The sequence below is a fragment of the Nocardia sp. NPDC052566 genome, assembly GCF_044547285.1.
In the GTDB taxonomy this organism is placed as follows: Bacteria; Actinomycetota; Actinomycetes; order Mycobacteriales; family Mycobacteriaceae; genus Nocardia.
In genome coordinates this window covers 1260492-1278298 of sequence record NZ_JBIUAF010000001.1, presented here as the reverse complement: position 1 = coordinate 1278298, position 17807 = coordinate 1260492, and the positions used below count along the sequence as shown (strand labels likewise).

At 60.9% G+C, this 17807-nt stretch carries 12 protein-coding genes; 8 read left to right on the top strand and 4 right to left on the bottom strand.

Translation table 11 applies throughout. From position 1 onward, the window contains the following. Positions 1-262 precede the first annotated feature (262 nt). From ACIG5A_RS05065 to ACIG5A_RS05045, 5 genes are all read left to right on the top strand, one after another. Positions 263-2329 (top strand): helicase HerA domain-containing protein, encoded by a 2067-nt coding sequence (locus ACIG5A_RS05065; RefSeq protein ID WP_397237853.1) that lies wholly within the window; start codon positions 263-265, stop codon positions 2327-2329. Further along, positions 2329-3723 carry a hypothetical protein gene (locus tag ACIG5A_RS05060; protein ID WP_397237851.1) on the top strand — a complete coding sequence of 465 codons (1395 nt, stop codon included), beginning with the start codon at positions 2329-2331 and terminating at the stop codon, positions 3721-3723. The genes ACIG5A_RS05065 and ACIG5A_RS05060 overlap by 1 nt, the downstream gene beginning before the upstream one ends. 134 nt (positions 3724-3857) lie before the next feature. Further along, positions 3858-5081, top strand: a complete 1224-nt coding sequence (locus ACIG5A_RS05055) for a DNA adenine methylase (RefSeq protein ID WP_397237849.1) — start codon at positions 3858-3860, stop codon at positions 5079-5081. A 508-nt stretch (positions 5082-5589) separates the two neighbouring features. Continuing rightward, the gene (locus tag ACIG5A_RS05050) at positions 5590-7359 is read left to right on the top strand and encodes a DUF6119 family protein (protein WP_397237847.1); all 1770 of its coding nucleotides are present in this window, start codon (positions 5590-5592) and stop codon (positions 7357-7359) included. Between the two features lie 938 nt (positions 7360-8297). Next, positions 8298-9623 carry a pentapeptide repeat-containing protein gene (locus ACIG5A_RS05045; RefSeq protein WP_397237845.1) on the top strand — a complete coding sequence of 442 codons (1326 nt, stop codon included), beginning with the start codon at positions 8298-8300 and terminating at the stop codon, positions 9621-9623. Between the two features lie 438 nt (positions 9624-10061). On the opposite strand, the gene ACIG5A_RS05040 is transcribed toward ACIG5A_RS05045, so the two are convergent. Beyond that, complete coding sequence (locus ACIG5A_RS05040; protein ID WP_397237843.1) at positions 10062-10592, bottom strand: GNAT family N-acetyltransferase; 531 nt, start codon at positions 10590-10592, stop codon at positions 10062-10064. A 237-nt stretch (positions 10593-10829) separates the two neighbouring features. Here ACIG5A_RS05040 and ACIG5A_RS05035 point away from each other — a divergent pair, with 237 nt between their 5' ends. Continuing rightward, positions 10830-11573, top strand: coding sequence for a class I SAM-dependent methyltransferase (locus ACIG5A_RS05035; protein WP_397237841.1), 744 nt, complete (start codon positions 10830-10832; stop codon positions 11571-11573). A gap of 239 nt (positions 11574-11812) precedes the next feature. On the opposite strand, the gene ACIG5A_RS05030 is transcribed toward ACIG5A_RS05035, so the two are convergent. Then, positions 11813-12778, bottom strand: coding sequence for a hypothetical protein (locus tag ACIG5A_RS05030; protein ID WP_397237839.1), 966 nt, complete (start codon positions 12776-12778; stop codon positions 11813-11815). After that, positions 12775-15237: a hypothetical protein gene (locus ACIG5A_RS05025; RefSeq protein ID WP_397237837.1), complete on the bottom strand. Its 2463-nt coding sequence runs from the start codon at positions 15235-15237 to the stop codon at positions 12775-12777. The genes ACIG5A_RS05030 and ACIG5A_RS05025 overlap by 4 nt, the downstream gene beginning before the upstream one ends. Before the next feature lie 555 nt (positions 15238-15792). Between ACIG5A_RS05025 and ACIG5A_RS05020 the strand changes: the two genes are divergently transcribed. Next, positions 15793-16638, top strand: a complete 846-nt coding sequence (locus tag ACIG5A_RS05020) for a class I SAM-dependent methyltransferase (protein WP_397237835.1) — start codon at positions 15793-15795, stop codon at positions 16636-16638. A 290-nt stretch (positions 16639-16928) separates the two neighbouring features. Here the strand turns inward: ACIG5A_RS05020 and ACIG5A_RS05015 are convergent, their stop codons facing one another. Then, positions 16929-17480, bottom strand: coding sequence for a hypothetical protein (locus ACIG5A_RS05015; protein WP_397238816.1), 552 nt, complete (start codon positions 17478-17480; stop codon positions 16929-16931). Between ACIG5A_RS05015 and ACIG5A_RS05010 the strand changes: the two genes are divergently transcribed. After that, positions 17439-17621 carry a hypothetical protein gene (locus ACIG5A_RS05010; protein WP_397238851.1) on the top strand — a complete coding sequence of 61 codons (183 nt, stop codon included), beginning with the start codon at positions 17439-17441 and terminating at the stop codon, positions 17619-17621. The two genes, ACIG5A_RS05015 and ACIG5A_RS05010, sit on opposite strands and share 42 nt — an antisense overlap. Positions 17622-17807: the final 186 nt, after the last annotated feature.

Here is a 17807-nt window from a genome sequence, read left to right as displayed (position 1 = left end):
GAGGATCACGCGACAACCAACCCGAAACACCACCCGCTTGGACTTGACCCATTGCCCGGATGCTCGCGCTACCGTCCAGCGCTGCATGGTTGGCACTCTCGTACAGACGCACGGCATGTCGGGCAATACAGTCGAAAGACAGCCCAGCAGAACGGCAGTCGGAGTTGGCGAGCATGACCACCGCAGTCGATTCCCCTCCTCGCTGTCGGTGAGCTATGGCACTCTCATTATCGTCACCGTTCACCCCGTTCCGTGAGGACACATGACCGAGCTGATCCCTGGCGTTGGCGCTGGCTCACTTCTACAGTCCCAGTTGCTGGCTGATGATCGATCAATCAGAATTGGGGCCATTTACCGCCTCGACTACAGCGAGGCGATCGTGCTGACCCACGACCGCTGGAAGTTCAATGCGGGCGGCATCCCGCAGTTTTCCTATCTCCTCGCGACTGCCCAGGACATCAACACGCCGCAGGTCGATGACGACGAGGTGCTACTACTTCGAGTCGAAGGTACCGCCCGGCTCAGCATGGAGGCTGACCTCCATGCGGTCCGCGAAGAGTCTCTCCGTACGGCGTTGTCCAGCAAACAAGATCCGTCGCCCTCTGCAATCCTTGATGTCGAGATGGATCCGTTCACTCGTAACCGAGTCTCCTTCACCGGCCTGAGATGCAAGATTCTGGGCACCTTCTACGAGGACGACGTCGACGGGCAGAAGGTCCTGGAGTTCGGTGCAGACGTAGATAACTTCTATGCCACCTCGACCTACCGAGTCCTCAAGCCTGTAGGCGAGGGGCTATCAACGATTGCCTCCTACCTCAAGCCGACCGGTCGTGATGTTAAACGGGTCCGAGTCGGTGCTGTTCGGTACTCTGCAACCAGAAGGCGTGCAAAGGCTTCGAAGCAGGCGGATGCCGCGGTCGAGGTCAACATCCACGATTTCATCGGGAATAAGACCGCCCTCCTTGGCATGACCCGCATGGGTAAATCGAACACGGCGAAGACCATCATCGCGCGAACGTTCATGGTGTCCGAGAACCGCCGCGCCGCCGGCGAGGCCCCCATCGGCCAAGTCATCTTCGACCCACAAGGTGAGTACGCAAATCCGAACTCCCAGGACGGCACCGAGATCGCCGCGATCGGGGAACAACACGTCCGCATCTTCAAGTTCGGCGCTGACAATGCTCACGCCCATGTCCGTCCGCTCGGCATCAACTTCTTCGACCCCGCGCAGATCGACGCTGTACAAGGTCTTATCGCCGACAAGCTCCGGTCCGATGGATCCTCCGGGTACGTCAAAGACTTCGCTTCAACTCAGTTCGGCGATGTCAAAAACGACTACTCACAAACTGCACGTGCTCAGCGCGGGCGACTGTTACTTTATGGATGCCTGCTCCGCGCCGCCTTCCCGTCACCGAAGTTCAACGCTGGAACCAACTTCCCGTACTCTGCCGTCATCAGCATGGATAAGGACCTGCGTGCTGACGTCACCGGTCGCGTCGGGCATGATCCCTTCAAGCCCGCTGGAAAAAACTGGAGCATCAGGACCGACAACATCCGACCGGTGATCGACGCCATCATCACCCTGCGAGAAGCCGGAAATACGAAAGCCGACGAGTTCTGCGACGACATCCGCTGGCAGTCAACGGAGCCCATCTACACCGGCGCGACATCGGGATCAACGGGCCGTGTCCGCGGTTGGCGTAACCTGATCGAGCTCAAGGACTTTCACAACCCAGACACTCAGCGCGACCCGGCGGAGGAGATCCATACCGAGCTCGTCCAGGGCCGCATCGTCATCGTGGACCTTCATGTCGGCACTCCGGTTATCACCCGCGTTTTGAGCGAGAACATTGTTCGCCGCATTCTTGCGAAACAAACAGAGATATTCACCTCGGGCTCCAACATCAAGCCGCCACCAATCCAGGTGATGCTCGAGGAAGCGCACAATCTATTCGCGAGTGACCGCTACAAGGACGACGCAGATGTGTGGGTCAAGCTCGCGAAGGAAGCGAGCAAACTCAACCTCGGTATGACGTATGCCACGCAGGAGGTTTCAGGCGTGGCCCACCAGGTCAAGGCCAACACCGCCAACTGGGTCGTAGCCCACCTCAACAACACCAAGGAACTGCGCGAGCTCGGGCAGTTCTACGACTTTGGGTCGTTCGCTGACGCGATCCTTTCCGCCGAGGATCGGGGCTACGTACGCCTCAAGACGCTCTCCTCGCCCTACATTGTTCCGGTTCAGATCGATCGATACGACACCGAGCTCGTCAACCAGGCGCGCGCGGCCGCGGGCGATATGCCGCTGTCTACAGGGGTGCTCTTCTGATGCCGTATGAGACCATCGTAGGTACCCACGAGATCGCTTCGCGGCTGAGCCATTCCACGGCGGCGGTCCGTGCAATCGCCGACCAGCGCACGTTCCACGTCCCTGCGGAGACGCTCCGTGACCTTGACACGGTGACGAAGCGGATCCGACCACGAACGAATTTCGCCTCTCCGTCGTCAGAGATCAAGCTCACGGCGGCGATCGCAGTCGATGGATCGTACGTTGTCGAGCAGATCAGGGATGGTCTCCCGTCCGTGTACTACGGATTCACCCAAGCCGCTGCCGCGTACGTCGACCTGCGGATTATGGAGACCCAGAAAGCCGAGCGCTTTGTGGATCCCTACGAGATCAACCGGGCGGTGAACTCCGCGCTCGTCACCCTGGATCTGCCTGTCGCAGGTGCCTACACACGTGAGGGCGTGGACATCGCCACATCGTGGCGTGAGGCAATCGACCAGCTTTTTCGACTGAAGAAGATCGAGGTGAACCGACTAAATCAGACTCTCCTCGACCTGCTGTTCTTGCTTCACGGAAAGCCAGGAGATCCAGCGGCGCGAGTGCCGGTCAACTGCCCGACACCAAATTGCAAAGAGGATGTCCCCGTCCCTACCGCTGGGATCGAGTGTGACGGGTGCGGTCGGCACCTGTACCCGACCGATGTGCTGCGCATCCACGAGGAGGTGGGGGAAGAGGGAACAAACCAGTCCGCTCTCGGTCGGCTGATGTCTGTGGTGGAGCTTCTGGTATTGGTGGGACTCGCGACGCTGCTTTGGGCACAGTCTCGCCGAGAGATCCTGCCGCAAACACTCTTCATCGTCGACGGTCCACTCGCGATGCACGGGCCTCCAGCAAAACTACGTGGCTGGGCGCTTGAGTACTTCCAGGAGATGGCCAAGACTTCACCCGGCAGTGCTCCGTACATCTGTGGGCTGGAGAAGACTGGCGCCATGGTCGACTACGCCCGCCAGCTCGCTCGACACGATGTCCTTGCTCCCGGCGATCTCCTCTTATGTGACACCGACATCATTGGCCGCGTTACCAACACTTCCAATGCCCTTGGATATGGGAAGGAAACGTACTGGGGACGGAAGTTCATCTACCGAACGCTGGACGGCCGGGTCGTGGTACCTACTGTCATGCCACCAACCGGATCTCCCTACGACACCAACGGTGGGCTCAGCGAGCCAGAGAGCTACCCCACGTTGCCGGCGATCCTTGATGTCATCGACCGGACAGGTTCCTCGATGTACACCGATGGGATCATTCCTGTCGCCGCCGCACACGGAAAAGCTGCCTTCCCAATCGGAGTCGGTACGGATGTCCTTCGCCTCGTTGCAACCAAGCGACTTGGCCTTGACGCTCCGACTGGCAACTCGAATCCTTGCTCCAGATGAACCTAACGGTTAGCACGAGTGCAGCATGGCGTCACCGGGACCGAAGTCCGACCTTCAGGCGGTGACCCCGACATCCTTCAACAGATAGGCGGTACCGTGGCCCTGACCGTTCAATCGTCCGGCAAAATACCACTATGCCGTCGTTGATCTTGCCGCCAGCCGACCTCACCGCTCGCGGACTCGCCAGCGGTGCACACCTTTTCGGCTCCGGCGAAGCGATCAACACTGAGGTGCGGCCGCTGGTCGCAGAGTTGAAACCCGTCGCGCACGGCCTCGCTCGTGGCCGTTATCAGTCACCTTTGCGCTACCCCGGAGCCAAGTCCTCGCTCGCGCCCATCATCGGACGAGTGATTACATCAGCGAAACAATCGCGGGAAGTTCCCGAAATCAACCTTCTTGTAGAGCCTTTCGCGGGTGGCGCATCAGCTTCACTGCGCATGATCGGTGATGGCACTGTCGAGCGCATCCTTCTCGCTGATGCCGATCCCCTGGTTACCGCCTTCTGGCAGACCGCGGCCGATGACACCGAACGTCTCGTTGACCGCATGCGCGACGAGTGGAAACGCTATGTCCGGGGCGGTGGTCAGAAGGCCGTTGAGCGGTGGGACTACTGGCGCACCTGGGTTCCCCAGTCCAGGATGACCCCGCTCAACCGTCGGCTTGCAACCGCGACGCAGTGTTTGTTCCTCAATCGCACGACCTTCTCGGGCATCTTGCATGGCAAAGCTGGGCCTATCGGGGGCCGGGCGCAGACAAGCGCGTATCCGATCGGCTGCCGGTGGAATCCAGATGCACTCGAAGACCGGCTCCGGTACGTCGGCCACCTGTACAACACAGGACGCCTGGTCGACGTATGGTGCAAGGACTGGCGTCAGACTTTGGACGACGTTCCCGAGTATTACCCGCAGCTCATTCCCTCGCGGGTGGTCGCCTACCTTGATCCGCCCTACGTCGAAAAGGCATCGCATCTGTACCGGGCCTCGTTCGATCCCCTTGGAGGCTACGGCGGCGACGGGCTTGGTTCAGCCCGGCCTAGCGACTACACCCTGCACCTCAGCCTCGCCAGCTACTTGAGGTCGAAGGCGCAGTTCAGATGGTTGCTGAGTTACGACAACCATCCAACTCTTACCGAGAGCGGGTGGTTATACGCCCCCGACCAGATGACACCATCACGGTCTGACCGCGACGGTCTCGGCGTCCGTTGCTGGCGGATCAGCAAACGTCTAGTCAGCACTCGCTACTCGGCGGCGGGGCGAGTCGGAAAACGACCTGCCGAGGAGTTGCTGATCACAACCCTCCCTCCGGCAACCGTTCCGATCGATGAAGATCTGCGTGTACTAGAGAACGTCCGCACGTAGTGAGCTGGTCCCGCTCCCTTACTGGTGGGCCCGAGGAGGGCCATTGGTAACCGAGGGATCGCATTCTCGCCGTTCGGCATCAGGATGAGTCGGTTCGCCGGCGCTTGAGCTCATTGAGAGATCGACTGGACTGGCTGGTCCTGCGGGTCCACCCGTTGCCTTCGGCGTAGCAGTAGACGCAGAGCAGTGCGCTGATGACGTTCTGTACTGCGCTGGTGCCGCACGCGTCGGGCCCGGCTGACGCGTCTTGCCACGGAGGAAAACGCAGTCTCGGGAGGGAGTTCAGCGGCGCTCTGCGTCAGATGGTCGGGTCACCATCGAGACCGCGCAGAAATACTTCATTGCCAACTCCCCGAGAGCAGGCAACAACTGCTCGCGTACTGGGCAATTTTTGATAACGAATTAGCGGAGTTGAAACATCCGGCAACATCGCAGCGATTAACTGTGCACGGATCGATCGGCTTTCGGTTATGAGCATTGTGCGGGTTGAAGTGAGCAGGTGATGTCGATGAGTTCCAAGCGGTCCAACAATTCTGTCTGGAAGCTCTTGCTTCCGGCTGACACTCTGCCGTCGACTCTGGTCGACGCCGTAGTGACGGCTTACGGCGCACAAGTCGACCACGAATCGGGCAAGCAGGAACTGATTCCAGTACCTCTGGATCAGCCGATTCCAGGCGTACGGCTCGACCTTTATGTGCGGAACTCTTACAGCACTGGCCTGCTACCCCTGGTGCGAGCATACCTGTGCCGGAAAGATGACGCGGCGATACTTCACGTCAAAGGCGCGGATGCGCTGCTCTTCTTGTCGACAGAATCCAACGTGTTCGTGGTGACCTCCGGCGCCGCCTATCGAATCATTGCTGATTTCGTGGACTATCATTTCCCCTTTGAGACGGCAAAGAAGCTGATCTCCAACAACTTCACGGCCGCAGACGTTCGCGACATGACAGGCTCCACGTTGACCCGATCAGCAACATATCGGCGAGTGTACTCGATCGAGAAAAGTGAAGCCATGGACACCATCTGGAAGAAGTTGGTCGGTCGTCTCGATACCGAACGAATCAATGGCGACAACATTCTGTCGGAGATCGTCAACCTGGACCGTCCACCTGCTGTAGAGATAAAGTCGGCTTTTGTGCTTCGCCAGAGGATGGATCTCGCGGGTATCTGCAAGTTGATTCAGTGCCTGGAGAGCTTGCCGGAGCCGAGCGAGGAGTATCGGCGGGAACTAGCCTTCCTGGACAACCTGTATCCAATCAGGAACGAAAAGGAGCTGGCGAAAAACCTGACGCGAGAGTTCATCGACAGTATCCGGCGGGAGTTACTCGGTGCCGAAACCCCGGACTTAGACGTGCTGGATCCGTATGAAGTAACAACGTTCACAGCGGGGGTAGACTTCAGGCTCGGCGGTACAGCGTTGGGCGACTACGCGCCCGGCATCGATGATCTCACTCCGTTGCTCATGGCCGATCTAGGGGCCTACCTGGAGGATCCGCAACGTTTCTGTAACGAGTTCTTGAAACTGACCCTCAGCTACCAGATCGATCCGGACGACACGTCGAAACGAATTCGGCACAAGTTGCTGGATTTTCTGCACGGGCAAGTCGATCTGGCCGACGCAACCTATTTTCGCATAGATAAGGTCTGGTATCGCAGCCTGGGCGATTTCCTGGAGAATCTCAGGAACGACTTCATCGATGATGTATTCAAATCCGGCAACCCTATATCACTCGGATCCGAGGTGGAGTTCCTCAGGTGGACCGACGGTGATGAGCATAGTTTCAACGAGCTTCAGGCGACAGAAGCCGACTTCTACTTCGGTGACGAGGTATTTGCCAAGGCGCGCGGTGGCAAGGTGGAACTCTTCGATCTTCTGAAGGTGGACGAAGCCGGTGGAAAAGTGTACGTCATACACACCAAAAAGGGCTTCGGCGTTAAAATGCGCGACGCTTGTTCTCAGATCCGGATCTCCGCCGATACCATAGAAGGCGATCTCGACAACGGAAAGAAGGTGCTATCGAAGTATTATCAGGAAGAATGGAGTAAGGTGACTTCGAATTCGAGCACGGATGAGGCGACATTTTTGTCATGGTTCGACCTCAGAAGGGTTTATGTAGTTCTGTGCTCGACAGGATACACTTTCGATGCCCCGGATTTTGTACGCAACAGATTGCGATCCCACATTGCTCGCAGGGAAGTGTTGGCCACCAGGAACGAATTGAAAGGTAGGGGCCGGCAGTTCCGGCTGGCGCATACCAGGAACGGTTCCGACCTGTGAGTGCCGCGGTCCGCATGTACTTCGATTCGGCTCCCGAGCGATCCGTCAGCGTGAACCGGCCGGTAGCCGGAGCTGAGACTACGTTCGACTTACCTTGACTGCCTTCCGTTGATCGTCCAGCGCATCAGGTGTACATCAGCGAAGTCGTCGATGACGATTTGCATACGGGCAGGACGTCGGGAGCTCATGATGCGATCCGCGGTTGTTGTCGGCCGTGTGGCGGCCACTCTCGGCACTGCGCTGTCCTTGAAGCAGTGCCGACTGGGATAGAGAAGGGGCCCAACATGGCATTCCGCTTCGAGTTACGTCAACGATCTCTTCAAGAGCAGCGCGCGACCTGGAAGAACATCCTCTGCGCCACAAGAAAGCTCTCCCCAGTTGCCTCCACGGCGCTCGGCGCGTTCTGCAGATTCGGCGCTACAACCGCATATGTCCGCGCGAACCTACGGATGTCAATGACGAGAGCACCGAGTTGATCGGACAGTGTTTGTGCCACCGCGGCGGCTCCGATCGGCAGCCTGGGCTGGTCAACGAATCCGAGCCAGACTGGCTTGCATGAGATCGAGTGCCGCCAGCACCGGTAGGCATACGAAAGTTTTTCGCACAGTATGGTATTCGATGCCGAGACCAACCCTGGGGACTATTGCTGGTTGAGACCGAGGAGACCTACAGTGATCGACTGTTGCGCGCGCTGCGCCGCTGGATCGAGGTGCAGGCTTGCTCGATCTGCCAGGGGTGTACACGAAGAGCTACAGGCTGATGAATGTCAACCGCCGTGACCGGCACTGTCCGCGGTATCTTGTCCAGTTCCGCCCGGGAGATCGCCTTCTCGGCCCGCGCGGTTCGCGCTGGGTAGGAATCTACTCGGCGGTTACGAACTTTCCGGAATCCCACGCAAACGTGGCCGCTTCGACGACAATCATGCGATGCACGGGTGGGTGAACACGATCGGTACAACGGTACGTACGAAGGCAATCGCGCTGCGTGCCCGCGTGACCAAGCACAACAAAGCGATTAGGCATCGCGCGCGTCGTATCGGGTTATTTCCTGCAGTCGGACTAGCGCTCGTGGTTGGTCTGCTCGTCGCCATCGTGGCCTACGGGTCTCTCCGCTTTATTACGCCGACGAGCGACGTGAAGGCCGCGCCTATCGACATCACCCGAGTCGCGCTGACTGTTGTCGCTGGGGTCGGCGGCGTGGTGGCATTGGTCATCGCTTACCGACGACAACGCGATATCGAGCAAAGTCGCTTCGTAGAACGCTTCGGTGCTGCGGCAGCCCAACTGGGCGCCCCTGACGTCGCGGTACGTATCGCTGGTGTGTACGCCATGGCCGGTGTCGCCGACGAATCCGACGAGAATCGACGCCAACAATGTATTGACGTACTCTGCGGGTACCTTCGGTTGCCCTACAGCCCCGAACTAGGCGCCAATCATCAGAGCAAACTAGTTGTCAAGCATCACCGCAGCACAGCTGATAGCACCCGGGGAGATGATGAGGAACGACATCTCGACTATCGACAAAACGACCGTGAAGTTCGCACGGCGATTGTTCGCGTTATCGTTGCTCGGCTCCGTTCCGGTTCCGAATACAGCTGGGCGTCATCTGATTTCGATTTCCGCACCGCCTGTCTCGAGGAGGCAGACTTCTCGGAAGCTGATTTTGGAGGCAGAGTATGGTTTGACCATGCCACCTTTTTCGAAGCCACATCATTTAGGAAAGCCGTCTTCAGACGTGAGGCCTCCTTCCGGGCGACAACTTTTAAAGCCGAAGCGATATTCAGTGAGGGGGAATTCTTTGAGCGCACATGGTTCGATTATGTCAGATTCGAGGGGTTGGCCGTCTTTTCTGACACTCAATTCTACGGTGACGCCTGGTTCAGCAATGTTAAGTTCTCAGCCGTTTATGACTGCATTTTTATTCATTCCGAATTTTCTGGAAGTGCATTATTTGCCGAGACGGACTTCGCAGGTCCAACCCTATATACCGATGCAAAATTTTCAGGAAGGGCGCTGTTTCGTTCGGCAATATTTTCTGACAACACACATTTCGGGTCGGCCATCTTTGAGGGAGGTGTCGACTTCTCTCGCGCTTCGTTTGTTGGATCAACCTCGTTCGAAAGGACGAACTTTGGCTCGAATGAGGTCCTATTTCATCGACCCACTCGGTGGGGCCCTCCTTCGCCAAAGTTCGACTGGGACGGAGAGCCCGCAGCGAAACCTACCAATGTCTCACCTCGCACATGGCCCCCAGCGGCCTCGTAGGCATCGCCGATAGCCGACCATCCCACGCACCCTCTTCGCCTGTGGAATCACTCGGGTTGTCCGACCAGCCTCACTATCCCAACTGCCCGCACGGCAGGCAGCGCCTCGAAAAACCACTGATCGGAGAGATAAACAGGGTGAACCTGACGCAAACTACAATTCGACCCGAGCTCCCGCGAAGAGTCTCCACATCGACGTCACCCGCAGCCTCGTACAGCGGTCATTTCCGCAGGTCAAGGCGTGTGGTTAGCGCGTGTGTCCCCCCTCCGGACACACGTGTTAACCACCGGGATACCGGCACCGACCACAGCAAGCTGTTGGCGGTGCCGGTATTTTATTTCCAGGTGCAGGGCCGCGTAGAGAGCTGCTTGATCCTCAGGGGCGCCCGCTGTAAGCACCGCTCTGATGTCGCCTGGTGAGTCGATGAGCTTCTCCAGTTCACCGGCAGTCAACTGTCTGACGGTCGGGATCGTGTGCAAGGTCAAGTGCCATGAAGATGTCGTCGACGTAGCGATTCTGGATGAGGAACTGGCCGACGAGTCGGCCTTCGATGCGGTAGCCGTGTGCGAGATAGAGCGCCTGAGCGCGGGTGTTGGTTCCGAGGACGCGGAGGGTGATGCGACGGGCTCGGCGTCGAATCGCTTCGTGCCGCGCGGCATCGAGGAGTGTATGGCCGATCCCGCGTCCCTGGTGGTCCGGGTCGACGGCGAATCCGTTGATCTCCTGGACGTGTCCGCTCGATGCTGGCATCGGGTGAGGCCGGAGCTTCACGTATCCAAGGATGTAGTTGTCGTCGCGCGCGAGCAGCACGTTCTCTGGGGATGTCCGTTCGTCGAAGAAGGGTGTTTCCAGTGGCCAAAGTGGAACCGGACTCACCCGTGTGGACCAGGTGGCGTGGTCGATCGCGGCCAGTGCTCCTTCGTCGTTCTCGGTCCCGGTTCGGATCCTGATATCAGGCAGGCGTTCCATGCGTAGCGATCCTCGTCGCGAACTTGATTGGGCGACAAGCGATTTTGGCGCAGCCCGGCGGCCGAGCCCCATGCCGTCATCACCCGGCTCTGCCACCCGCTTTCTCGGAGAGCGGGGGTCGGGGGCTGTCCAGTTTCCTTCAATCCGGCTGGGGCGCGGCCAAAGCATGGTCGATCTCGAATGCGTTGTCTTCCTTAGCATTCGAGGACGCCCGCAGCGCGCTGCTAGCTTCGAAGTATGGATACTCCGACTCATACGGACGGCTCTGGCCGTGCTGCGGCGTACGACCCGATCGCGGACGCTTACGCTGAGCTGAACGCGACCAGTCTGCTCAATGAGTACTACAACAGGCCTGCGATCCGTAACCTGCTTGGTGACGTGTCGGGTAAGCACGTGCTGGACGTTGGTTGTGGTTCCGGCCCAACGCTTGTCGACTTGCTCGAGGGCGGAGCTACCGTTGTCGGAGTCGACGGCAGCAAGGCATTGATCGACATCGCCCGGGACCGTGTCGGAAGCGGCCCGGAGCTGTACGTCGCGGATCTAGCTGACCCGTTGCCATTCGACGACTCCACCTTCGACGACGTTGTTTGCTCTCTGACGCTGCACTACCTAGAGGACTGGCACTCCCCACTGACGGAGATCCGACGAGTTCTGAAGCCGGGAGGCCGCCTGATCCTGTCCGTGGAGCATCCGCTCGTCATGTGGTTCACCGCCCTGCAAGCGGGCAACACGACGAACTACTTCGCCACACGGCCTCGTCATGTGGCGGACCTGGCAGGACAGGACGCCGACCTGACGTTTTGGGACCGGTCACTGTCGACAATGTTCAAAACCTTCTTCGACACCGGATTTCGAGTGACTCACCTCGACGAACCCGGCCCCGCCCCGGCGGCGCTGGAGCAGTTCCCAGAGTTCTTCGAAGATAAGGATGACCCCCGCTTTCTGGCCTTCCTGTTCCTGGTCCTCGTCTCCGAAGGTTGACGTCCCGCAGGTCGGCGTCCACTGCTGGGCGCGAGAGTGCTTGCCCTGCACCGATACCAGACGGCGTTGGCTTTTCGTTCCGCCTGCCATCGTCCGATCGCCTGACCAAACCTCCGTCGGTGTCGGTGGCCACTTTGAGATTTCGGCGGCTCGATCAGGAGGGGCGCCTGGTGGCTGGTGACACGGTTCCGGATCTAGCGCTGTCTCCGCATGCACCTCACCGCACCCGATGTTCGGCGTTACGAGAATTCTTCGGATGCGTGGGCGACACCGACTACACGTACCGCACCGGCGCGCCACGGCGGTTCCCAGTGCGAGGGTCGCTGTACCGGTAACTCGGGCGCAGGACGAACCGTGATCTCGATCTGATGGCGTTCGCCGCCGAGCTGTAGCGACACGGTGTGCTCGCCGGCGCTGAGGCAGGCAACGTGTGCGACCGGCCCGTGCCCGACGGTTTCGTTGTCGATCAGCCATCGCAACGCGGCGGGGTCGGCGTCGCCGTTGATCCGTCCTTCCAGCACAAGGAGCTCGTCGTCATATCGGACCGTGCGTGTATCGGGGACCGAGATCTCTGGCGAAGCCGGTCGTTGCTCGACCTGCAGGGCGGGGCTGGTCACAGTCACGGTACGAACACCGTCGCTGTAGCTCACCGTCAGCCGATAACGGTCCGCGGAAGGGAGTTCAGCGAGATCGAACCTCACCACCGGAGGCTCGCCCGCGCCGACGTCGACAAGTGGCAGCGGCATGGCCGGACAACCAGAATCAGGTGCCTCCAACCGAGCAATCAGATGTGCACCAGGTGGAGGTTCGGCGCGGTCGATCTGCACCGGGATCTCGATAAGGCTGCGACGCGACGTCTTCCCACGCACAGCGGTGAGATCCAGGCTTACCGTCGCAGGCGGGGGGACCTCGCGACGGAACACCTCGACATCATCGTGCACCACCGCGATCGATGCTGTCTCCTCCACCAATGGCAGCATCGCCGTCAAGCGGGCGGTGGAATCGCCGTCGCGTCTGCAGACCGGAACAGTCTCGAGTGTGGCCGGGGCGAATTCGAGGACTCGCCCGGTGCTATCTACCGCAATGGCCGCCCAGCCGGTATCCGGTTCGCTGATCGCCTCGACGATGTCGCTTGTGGTGTGCCACCAGCCGGCGATGAAGCGGCCGTCCTGGTGGACGGTGCCTGTAATGCGCACAGTGCTCATTTTCGACCAACCTTCAAGAAAACTCGGCGCCAGCGTTCCGGGCTGGGCCAGGTGGGTTCTGGGCAATAGGTGCGGACCATGATGTCGAGGGCGTTCTGCACAAAACCGTTGTTCCACATATCGAAACCGGGCACACCCACATTGCCGCGGTTCGGGAATGACGCGGGGTCATCGCCGACGATTCCACAGAGTGCCAGATGGTTTTGACCGAACAGGTGGGACATTTCGTGCGCGAGGGTCCGGGCGGTGGCGTCCGAGGAACCCACCCAGGGGCCTGGGGCGAACCCTCCTGTAGGGGAGAGCGGGCCGACAACCAGCCAGATCTCATCCCGCCATGCTGGGGTTTCAGTGCCGCCGCGTTCGGCGATCAGGTCTTCGATGAGGTGACCATTGTTCTGGGTCGGCGAGCCAGGCAGAGTGACGATCTCCGGGTCAGGTATGGGAAGGATGCTGGCGGCGGCGCGCAGTCCTGCTCGGCACACCTCGTCGGTGGGCGCAGGTACCGCGGCCGCGTCGGCGGTGGCGGGCAATCCAAAAGCACGGTAGCGAATCCGCACTCGTCTGCGGGGATGGAACGTGACATTGTTCCCGGGGCTCAGGGTCCAGGTCGGCCCATCCTGGCTACTGACCTCCACCGTGGCCTCGAGTAGCGTCCAGCCCTGGACACCCGGTCCCACGATTACCCCGCCCTGGCAGACCTGAGGAGGTAGGACCACGTTGAAAGTGTGCGGATCGTTACCCGCAGCGAGCCATTGGCGATAGGCGGTCAATGACGAGAACCCCGGCCCCGACTGAAGTTCGAGCGTTTTGTCCAGCGGCGCGGGGTCGGCAGTCGACACACTGGGACGCAGTGTCACCCCGGGAAAAGCGATCAGCGGACCACTGACTTTGAGAGTGGCGCGCGCGGTCAGTGTCTCCCCGGGCGGCATTTGGGGCAACGCGGGCCACCAGTCGATCACCGCCACACTGCGCTTGTCCGCGACCAGGGGAATCGAGGGGCCGGATGATGGATTCAATACTTCGGTTGTTCCCTGAAGGCCAACCTCTACATCGCCACCGGCAACTGCCTGATACACAGTCACCGACGCGGGCTGAAGTGCTGGACCGGTGACCATCACCCCCACGGTCGCACGAACAGTGGCGCAGCGATTTTCGGCGTCGACACCGAAAGTGCCACGAATCGGGTTGGTGGCGGTTGCCAGGATGATTTGTCCGGTTGAATCGAGCACAACGGACTCGGTATGGCCCGCGGCGGCGAGGATCGTTGCGGCGCCGGAGTCAAGCGCGCGAAGCACGACAGTTTCGGCGCCATAAGACTGCCAGCTCACCTTGAATTCCTGGCCGGTCTGTAGGTGCAGGGTGCGGGCGTTCCACTGCACAGGAGTACCGATCGTAGGGGCTACGTCGGCGGTGATATGCGGCGAGCCGGCGGTGTAACTTGTCGCGGGGGTAGCGGAAGGTGTTGCCGAGTAGGGTATTTCGGCCTGCCATCGGCCCGGGCAACCTGCACCGTGCATCGCTGCCGCGACTCGACGATTGCGGCCGTCAACCCACTCGTTGTACTTACCGATGAATGCTGGATCCGCGAATGCCACCGCGCCGGAGACGAGGTTCGCGGGAAGCGACGCGACGACCACCGTAGTATCCGACCAGCTCGACACAGCTACAGGTCGGTACACCGCGCGCAAAACCGGGTCCCAGGTTGCGACCAGCACCCGGATACCGCCTGCAGGTGCGGTGCCGAACCCATGTCCGTGAATCGTCATGATCGCAGCAGCGCCGCACGGCGGCTCCAGCGTCACACTCTGGATACCGGCAATGGACGGAGCCGGTCCCTGTGGCGGCGGGTTTCTGACAAGGTCGTCATCGTCCACCTTCAAGAACAAACGGCTGCATTGACTCGGCGCAGCCCGAACGAGACCGACAATGTCGCCAAACTCGTTCATAGACAAGCCCTTTGAATCCGCGACACCAGTCGCGGGCGAATCCGCTTCCCGATCCTTCTCCATCCTCGCAGAGTCGAGCAGTATCGATGCGGTCGACTCCAGGTCTTGATGGGAACCGAGGTTCGGCAGTTGGCATTCGGCGAAGGTCGCGGCGTCCGAAAGCTGCCGGATCACGTTTGCGCCCGCACGTCCCGCAAACCGAAATGCGAGATCTACCAGGATGTTCACACCGTCGTGATCGATAAGAGTGTCCGGGGTCGCCGAGTCGGGGGTCGGAGGCAACGGGTCGCCCAGCGGCAGCGAGTCGTCGTCGGGTGCGCTTGGAGCCGAATCCGTTACCACCCTGCACAACTCGGTGACAGCTTCAGCGAAGGCGGCGGGCGCTCCGGACACCCCATCCGCGGCGTCGAACGCCATCGCTGCGAGGCGATCCAAAACGCGATGAACAGCTAGTAGCGGGTAATCTGCGAGCTCGGCGGGTTCGTGATCTATCGCCGCAGCCAGCGTTGCCACGGCATCCCATCGAACAGGCCAAGCGAGGCGTGACCGTGCCTCGGCGACATGGACTGGGCGGGGTGCTGAATCGGCCATGAGGACAGTATCTTCGCGAAAGCGGTCGAGAACCTGAGTATGCGAGTACTCGAAAAGAGCGCCTATCGCTGGCTGGCCAGCCCTCAGGCGGCACAGCAGAATCGCGGCGCGGGGAGCATTCCGTATGCGACCATACGTTAGATCGCATTCGGAGCCATTCGTTCTCAGGATGAATCACGCGGCGTTTCTCGATAGCCCGGCATCCAACGACACCATCTCCACCGACACCGCAGGAACCAGGAACGGCACCACAAGGCCGGGCTCTGTCCGCGCATGCCGGATGTTCGTCCACTCTAATCCGTTGCCGCACTACGGCATTCGTCCTGCGATACGCTGAGAGATCCAGCAATGGTCAGCTGCGTTGACGGCCAGGCGATCTGGCTATGGCCGTCAGGGCGCTTCAGGCGCGTCCTGTGAAGTGCGCAGAGTGGGCGAGCGTGGTCGGCATGCTGGGTTCTGGCCCGCGAGGAGGAATGCATGGAAAGCGCGCCGAGCAGGACGGCGATGTTTGCGGCCGTGTCGCGTGGATTGTTTCGCCTGGAGACGGCGTCGCCGTGGGTACTCGACGATGTGCTGGCCCTGGTGCTTGTCGGCCCGGTATGGCGACAGCTGCGAGACCAGTTCGATCCGCTGTTCCCCGTCCCGGTCCGTCGCGAATCCCGCGCGGCTGTCTGCACCCGCAGCCGGTACGCCGAGGACCGGCTGGCTGCCGGCGCCTTCACGCAGTACGTGATTCTTGGCGCGGGGCTCGACTCGTTCGCGTGGCGGCGGCCGGATCTGCTCGGCTCGCTGACGGTGTTCGAGGTTGATCACCCCGCCTCCCAGGCATGGAAGCTCGAGCGGGTCAGGCAGCTCGGCCTGCCGCTCAGCGACTCGCAGGTATTCGTGCCGGCTGATTTCGAGGCCGGACCGGTTCAGGATGCTCTGGGCCAGGCCGGGTTCGACTGGGCGCAGCCGGCGATCTTCTGCTGGACGGGCGTCGCCCCCTATCTGACGGCACAGGCGATCGAGTCGGGGTTGCGCATGATCGCGGCGGCTGCTCCCGGGTCTGAGGTGGTGTTCTCCTACCGGGCCGAGGACTGCGCGCTCGACGACGTGGGGACGGAATTCGCCCGTATCTACACGCCGATCGCGGCTTCTGTCGGCGAACCTCTTCAGCCAGGCTGGCCCGTATCCGAGATCGAGAGGCTGATCAGCCGGTGCGGGCTGAAGGTCGTGGACCATCCCACACGTGCAGACCTCCAGCAGCGATACTTCGCCAGCCGTACCGATGGCCTGCGGCCCTATACCTTCGAGACCTTAGTGGCCGCACGGGTCACCTGAGCGAGCAGGCCACGTCCGGCAACTTTCACCCCACTGGCCTGGACGGCACGGCGACCCAAGGGATGTGCTTCGATTCCCGCAGACGTAGGGCCGTGCGATTACTGGGGGCGGCTGGTCTGGCTGCTCGGCACTCGACTGGCCTTGGCGGATGTCGCGCTCGCGGTCGCCGTCGTCGTAGTCCTTGTGGCCTTTGTCGTGCGGCGGTCGCGGCGCAAGCGAACCGCGGCCCGTGCGGACACCGCGGCCCAGGCGTGAGCCGAGTTGTCCCGCCTCGGTGCCGAGTCCTGCGTTCAGTCGCGGCCTCGGCGCCGGATACGCAGTACCGGCAGGGCCGGATCGTCGTTGCCGATCACGATGTCCGCCGCCTCGGCCGGTCGAACCTGGTCGAGATACATCCGGCTCGCTGCGTGATATCGGGTATCGAAGGCCGCGGCGGCTTTGTCGATCCCGCCGAGAAGCTCTGCGTCCCGGCGCGATCCGCGATCGCGGGCGAGTTCGAAGCTGGTGTCCACGAAGACGACAACATCCCACAGACCACGAATATCGCGTTGCAGAAAGCTACCGTCCACGACCACGATGGCGTCGCGTTCCGCTCGCTCGTAGTCATCGTCCACCGGTAGGTCGCTAGCCAGGTCCATCACCTGTGTCCGGTAGCAGCGGTCTCCGCCCGGCCCCAGTGGAACCAGGACATGGCGGGCGAAAGAGTCGAAATCGTAAGCGTCCTCGTAGTAGCCGACCGCGGACCCGCGTCCTTGCCGGTATCGGTGGGCACGGCGATGGTGGTATCCATCCATACTCAGATGGACACCATGGCGACCGCGGGCACGGACCGCATCGACCAGTTCTCGTGCCCATGTCGTCTTTCCCGCGGCGGTGATCCCGTCGACCGCTACCCGCAGCGGATGCGGCGGCCGCCGCGAAATAAGAAGATCGGCTACCTGCTCAACGATTCGTTCACGCATCGCCTACCCCCAGCACACTGATGGACGCGTTCGGTCTCCGCCAATTCACCATGCTCGACGGCGTCGCGGCAAGTCCCTCGATGGGCTTGTGGGGCATAGCCGGTCCGGAGGCGGCTGCGGGCCGCTGAGGTGCGGTCAGAGCAGGCGTAATTGCTCGGTGGGGAGCTGCTGCGGGGTGCTGCGCTGGTCGATGTAGTCGTGCCAGGT

Bases quoted from the DNA above. Each gene is read 5' to 3' on its own strand.
- ACIG5A_RS05065 (WP_397237853.1), top strand. From the start codon at position 263: ATGACCGAGCTGATCCCTGGCGTTGGCGCTGGCTCACTTCTACAGTCC.
- ACIG5A_RS05060 (WP_397237851.1), top strand. From the start codon at position 2,329: ATGCCGTATGAGACCATCGTAGGTACCCACGAGATCGCTTCGCGGCTG.
- ACIG5A_RS05055 (WP_397237849.1), top strand. From the start codon at position 3,858: ATGCCGTCGTTGATCTTGCCGCCAGCCGACCTCACCGCTCGCGGACTC.
- ACIG5A_RS05050 (WP_397237847.1), top strand. From the start codon at position 5,590: ATGAGTTCCAAGCGGTCCAACAATTCTGTCTGGAAGCTCTTGCTTCCG.
- ACIG5A_RS05040 (WP_397237843.1), bottom strand. From the start codon at position 10,592: ATGGAACGCCTGCCTGATATCAGGATCCGAACCGGGACCGAGAACGAC.
- ACIG5A_RS05035 (WP_397237841.1), top strand. From the start codon at position 10,830: ATGGATACTCCGACTCATACGGACGGCTCTGGCCGTGCTGCGGCGTAC.
- ACIG5A_RS05030 (WP_397237839.1), bottom strand. From the start codon at position 12,778: ATGAGCACTGTGCGCATTACAGGCACCGTCCACCAGGACGGCCGCTTC.
- ACIG5A_RS05020 (WP_397237835.1), top strand. From the start codon at position 15,793: ATGGAAAGCGCGCCGAGCAGGACGGCGATGTTTGCGGCCGTGTCGCGT.
- ACIG5A_RS05010 (WP_397238851.1), top strand. From the start codon at position 17,439: ATGGACACCATGGCGACCGCGGGCACGGACCGCATCGACCAGTTCTCG.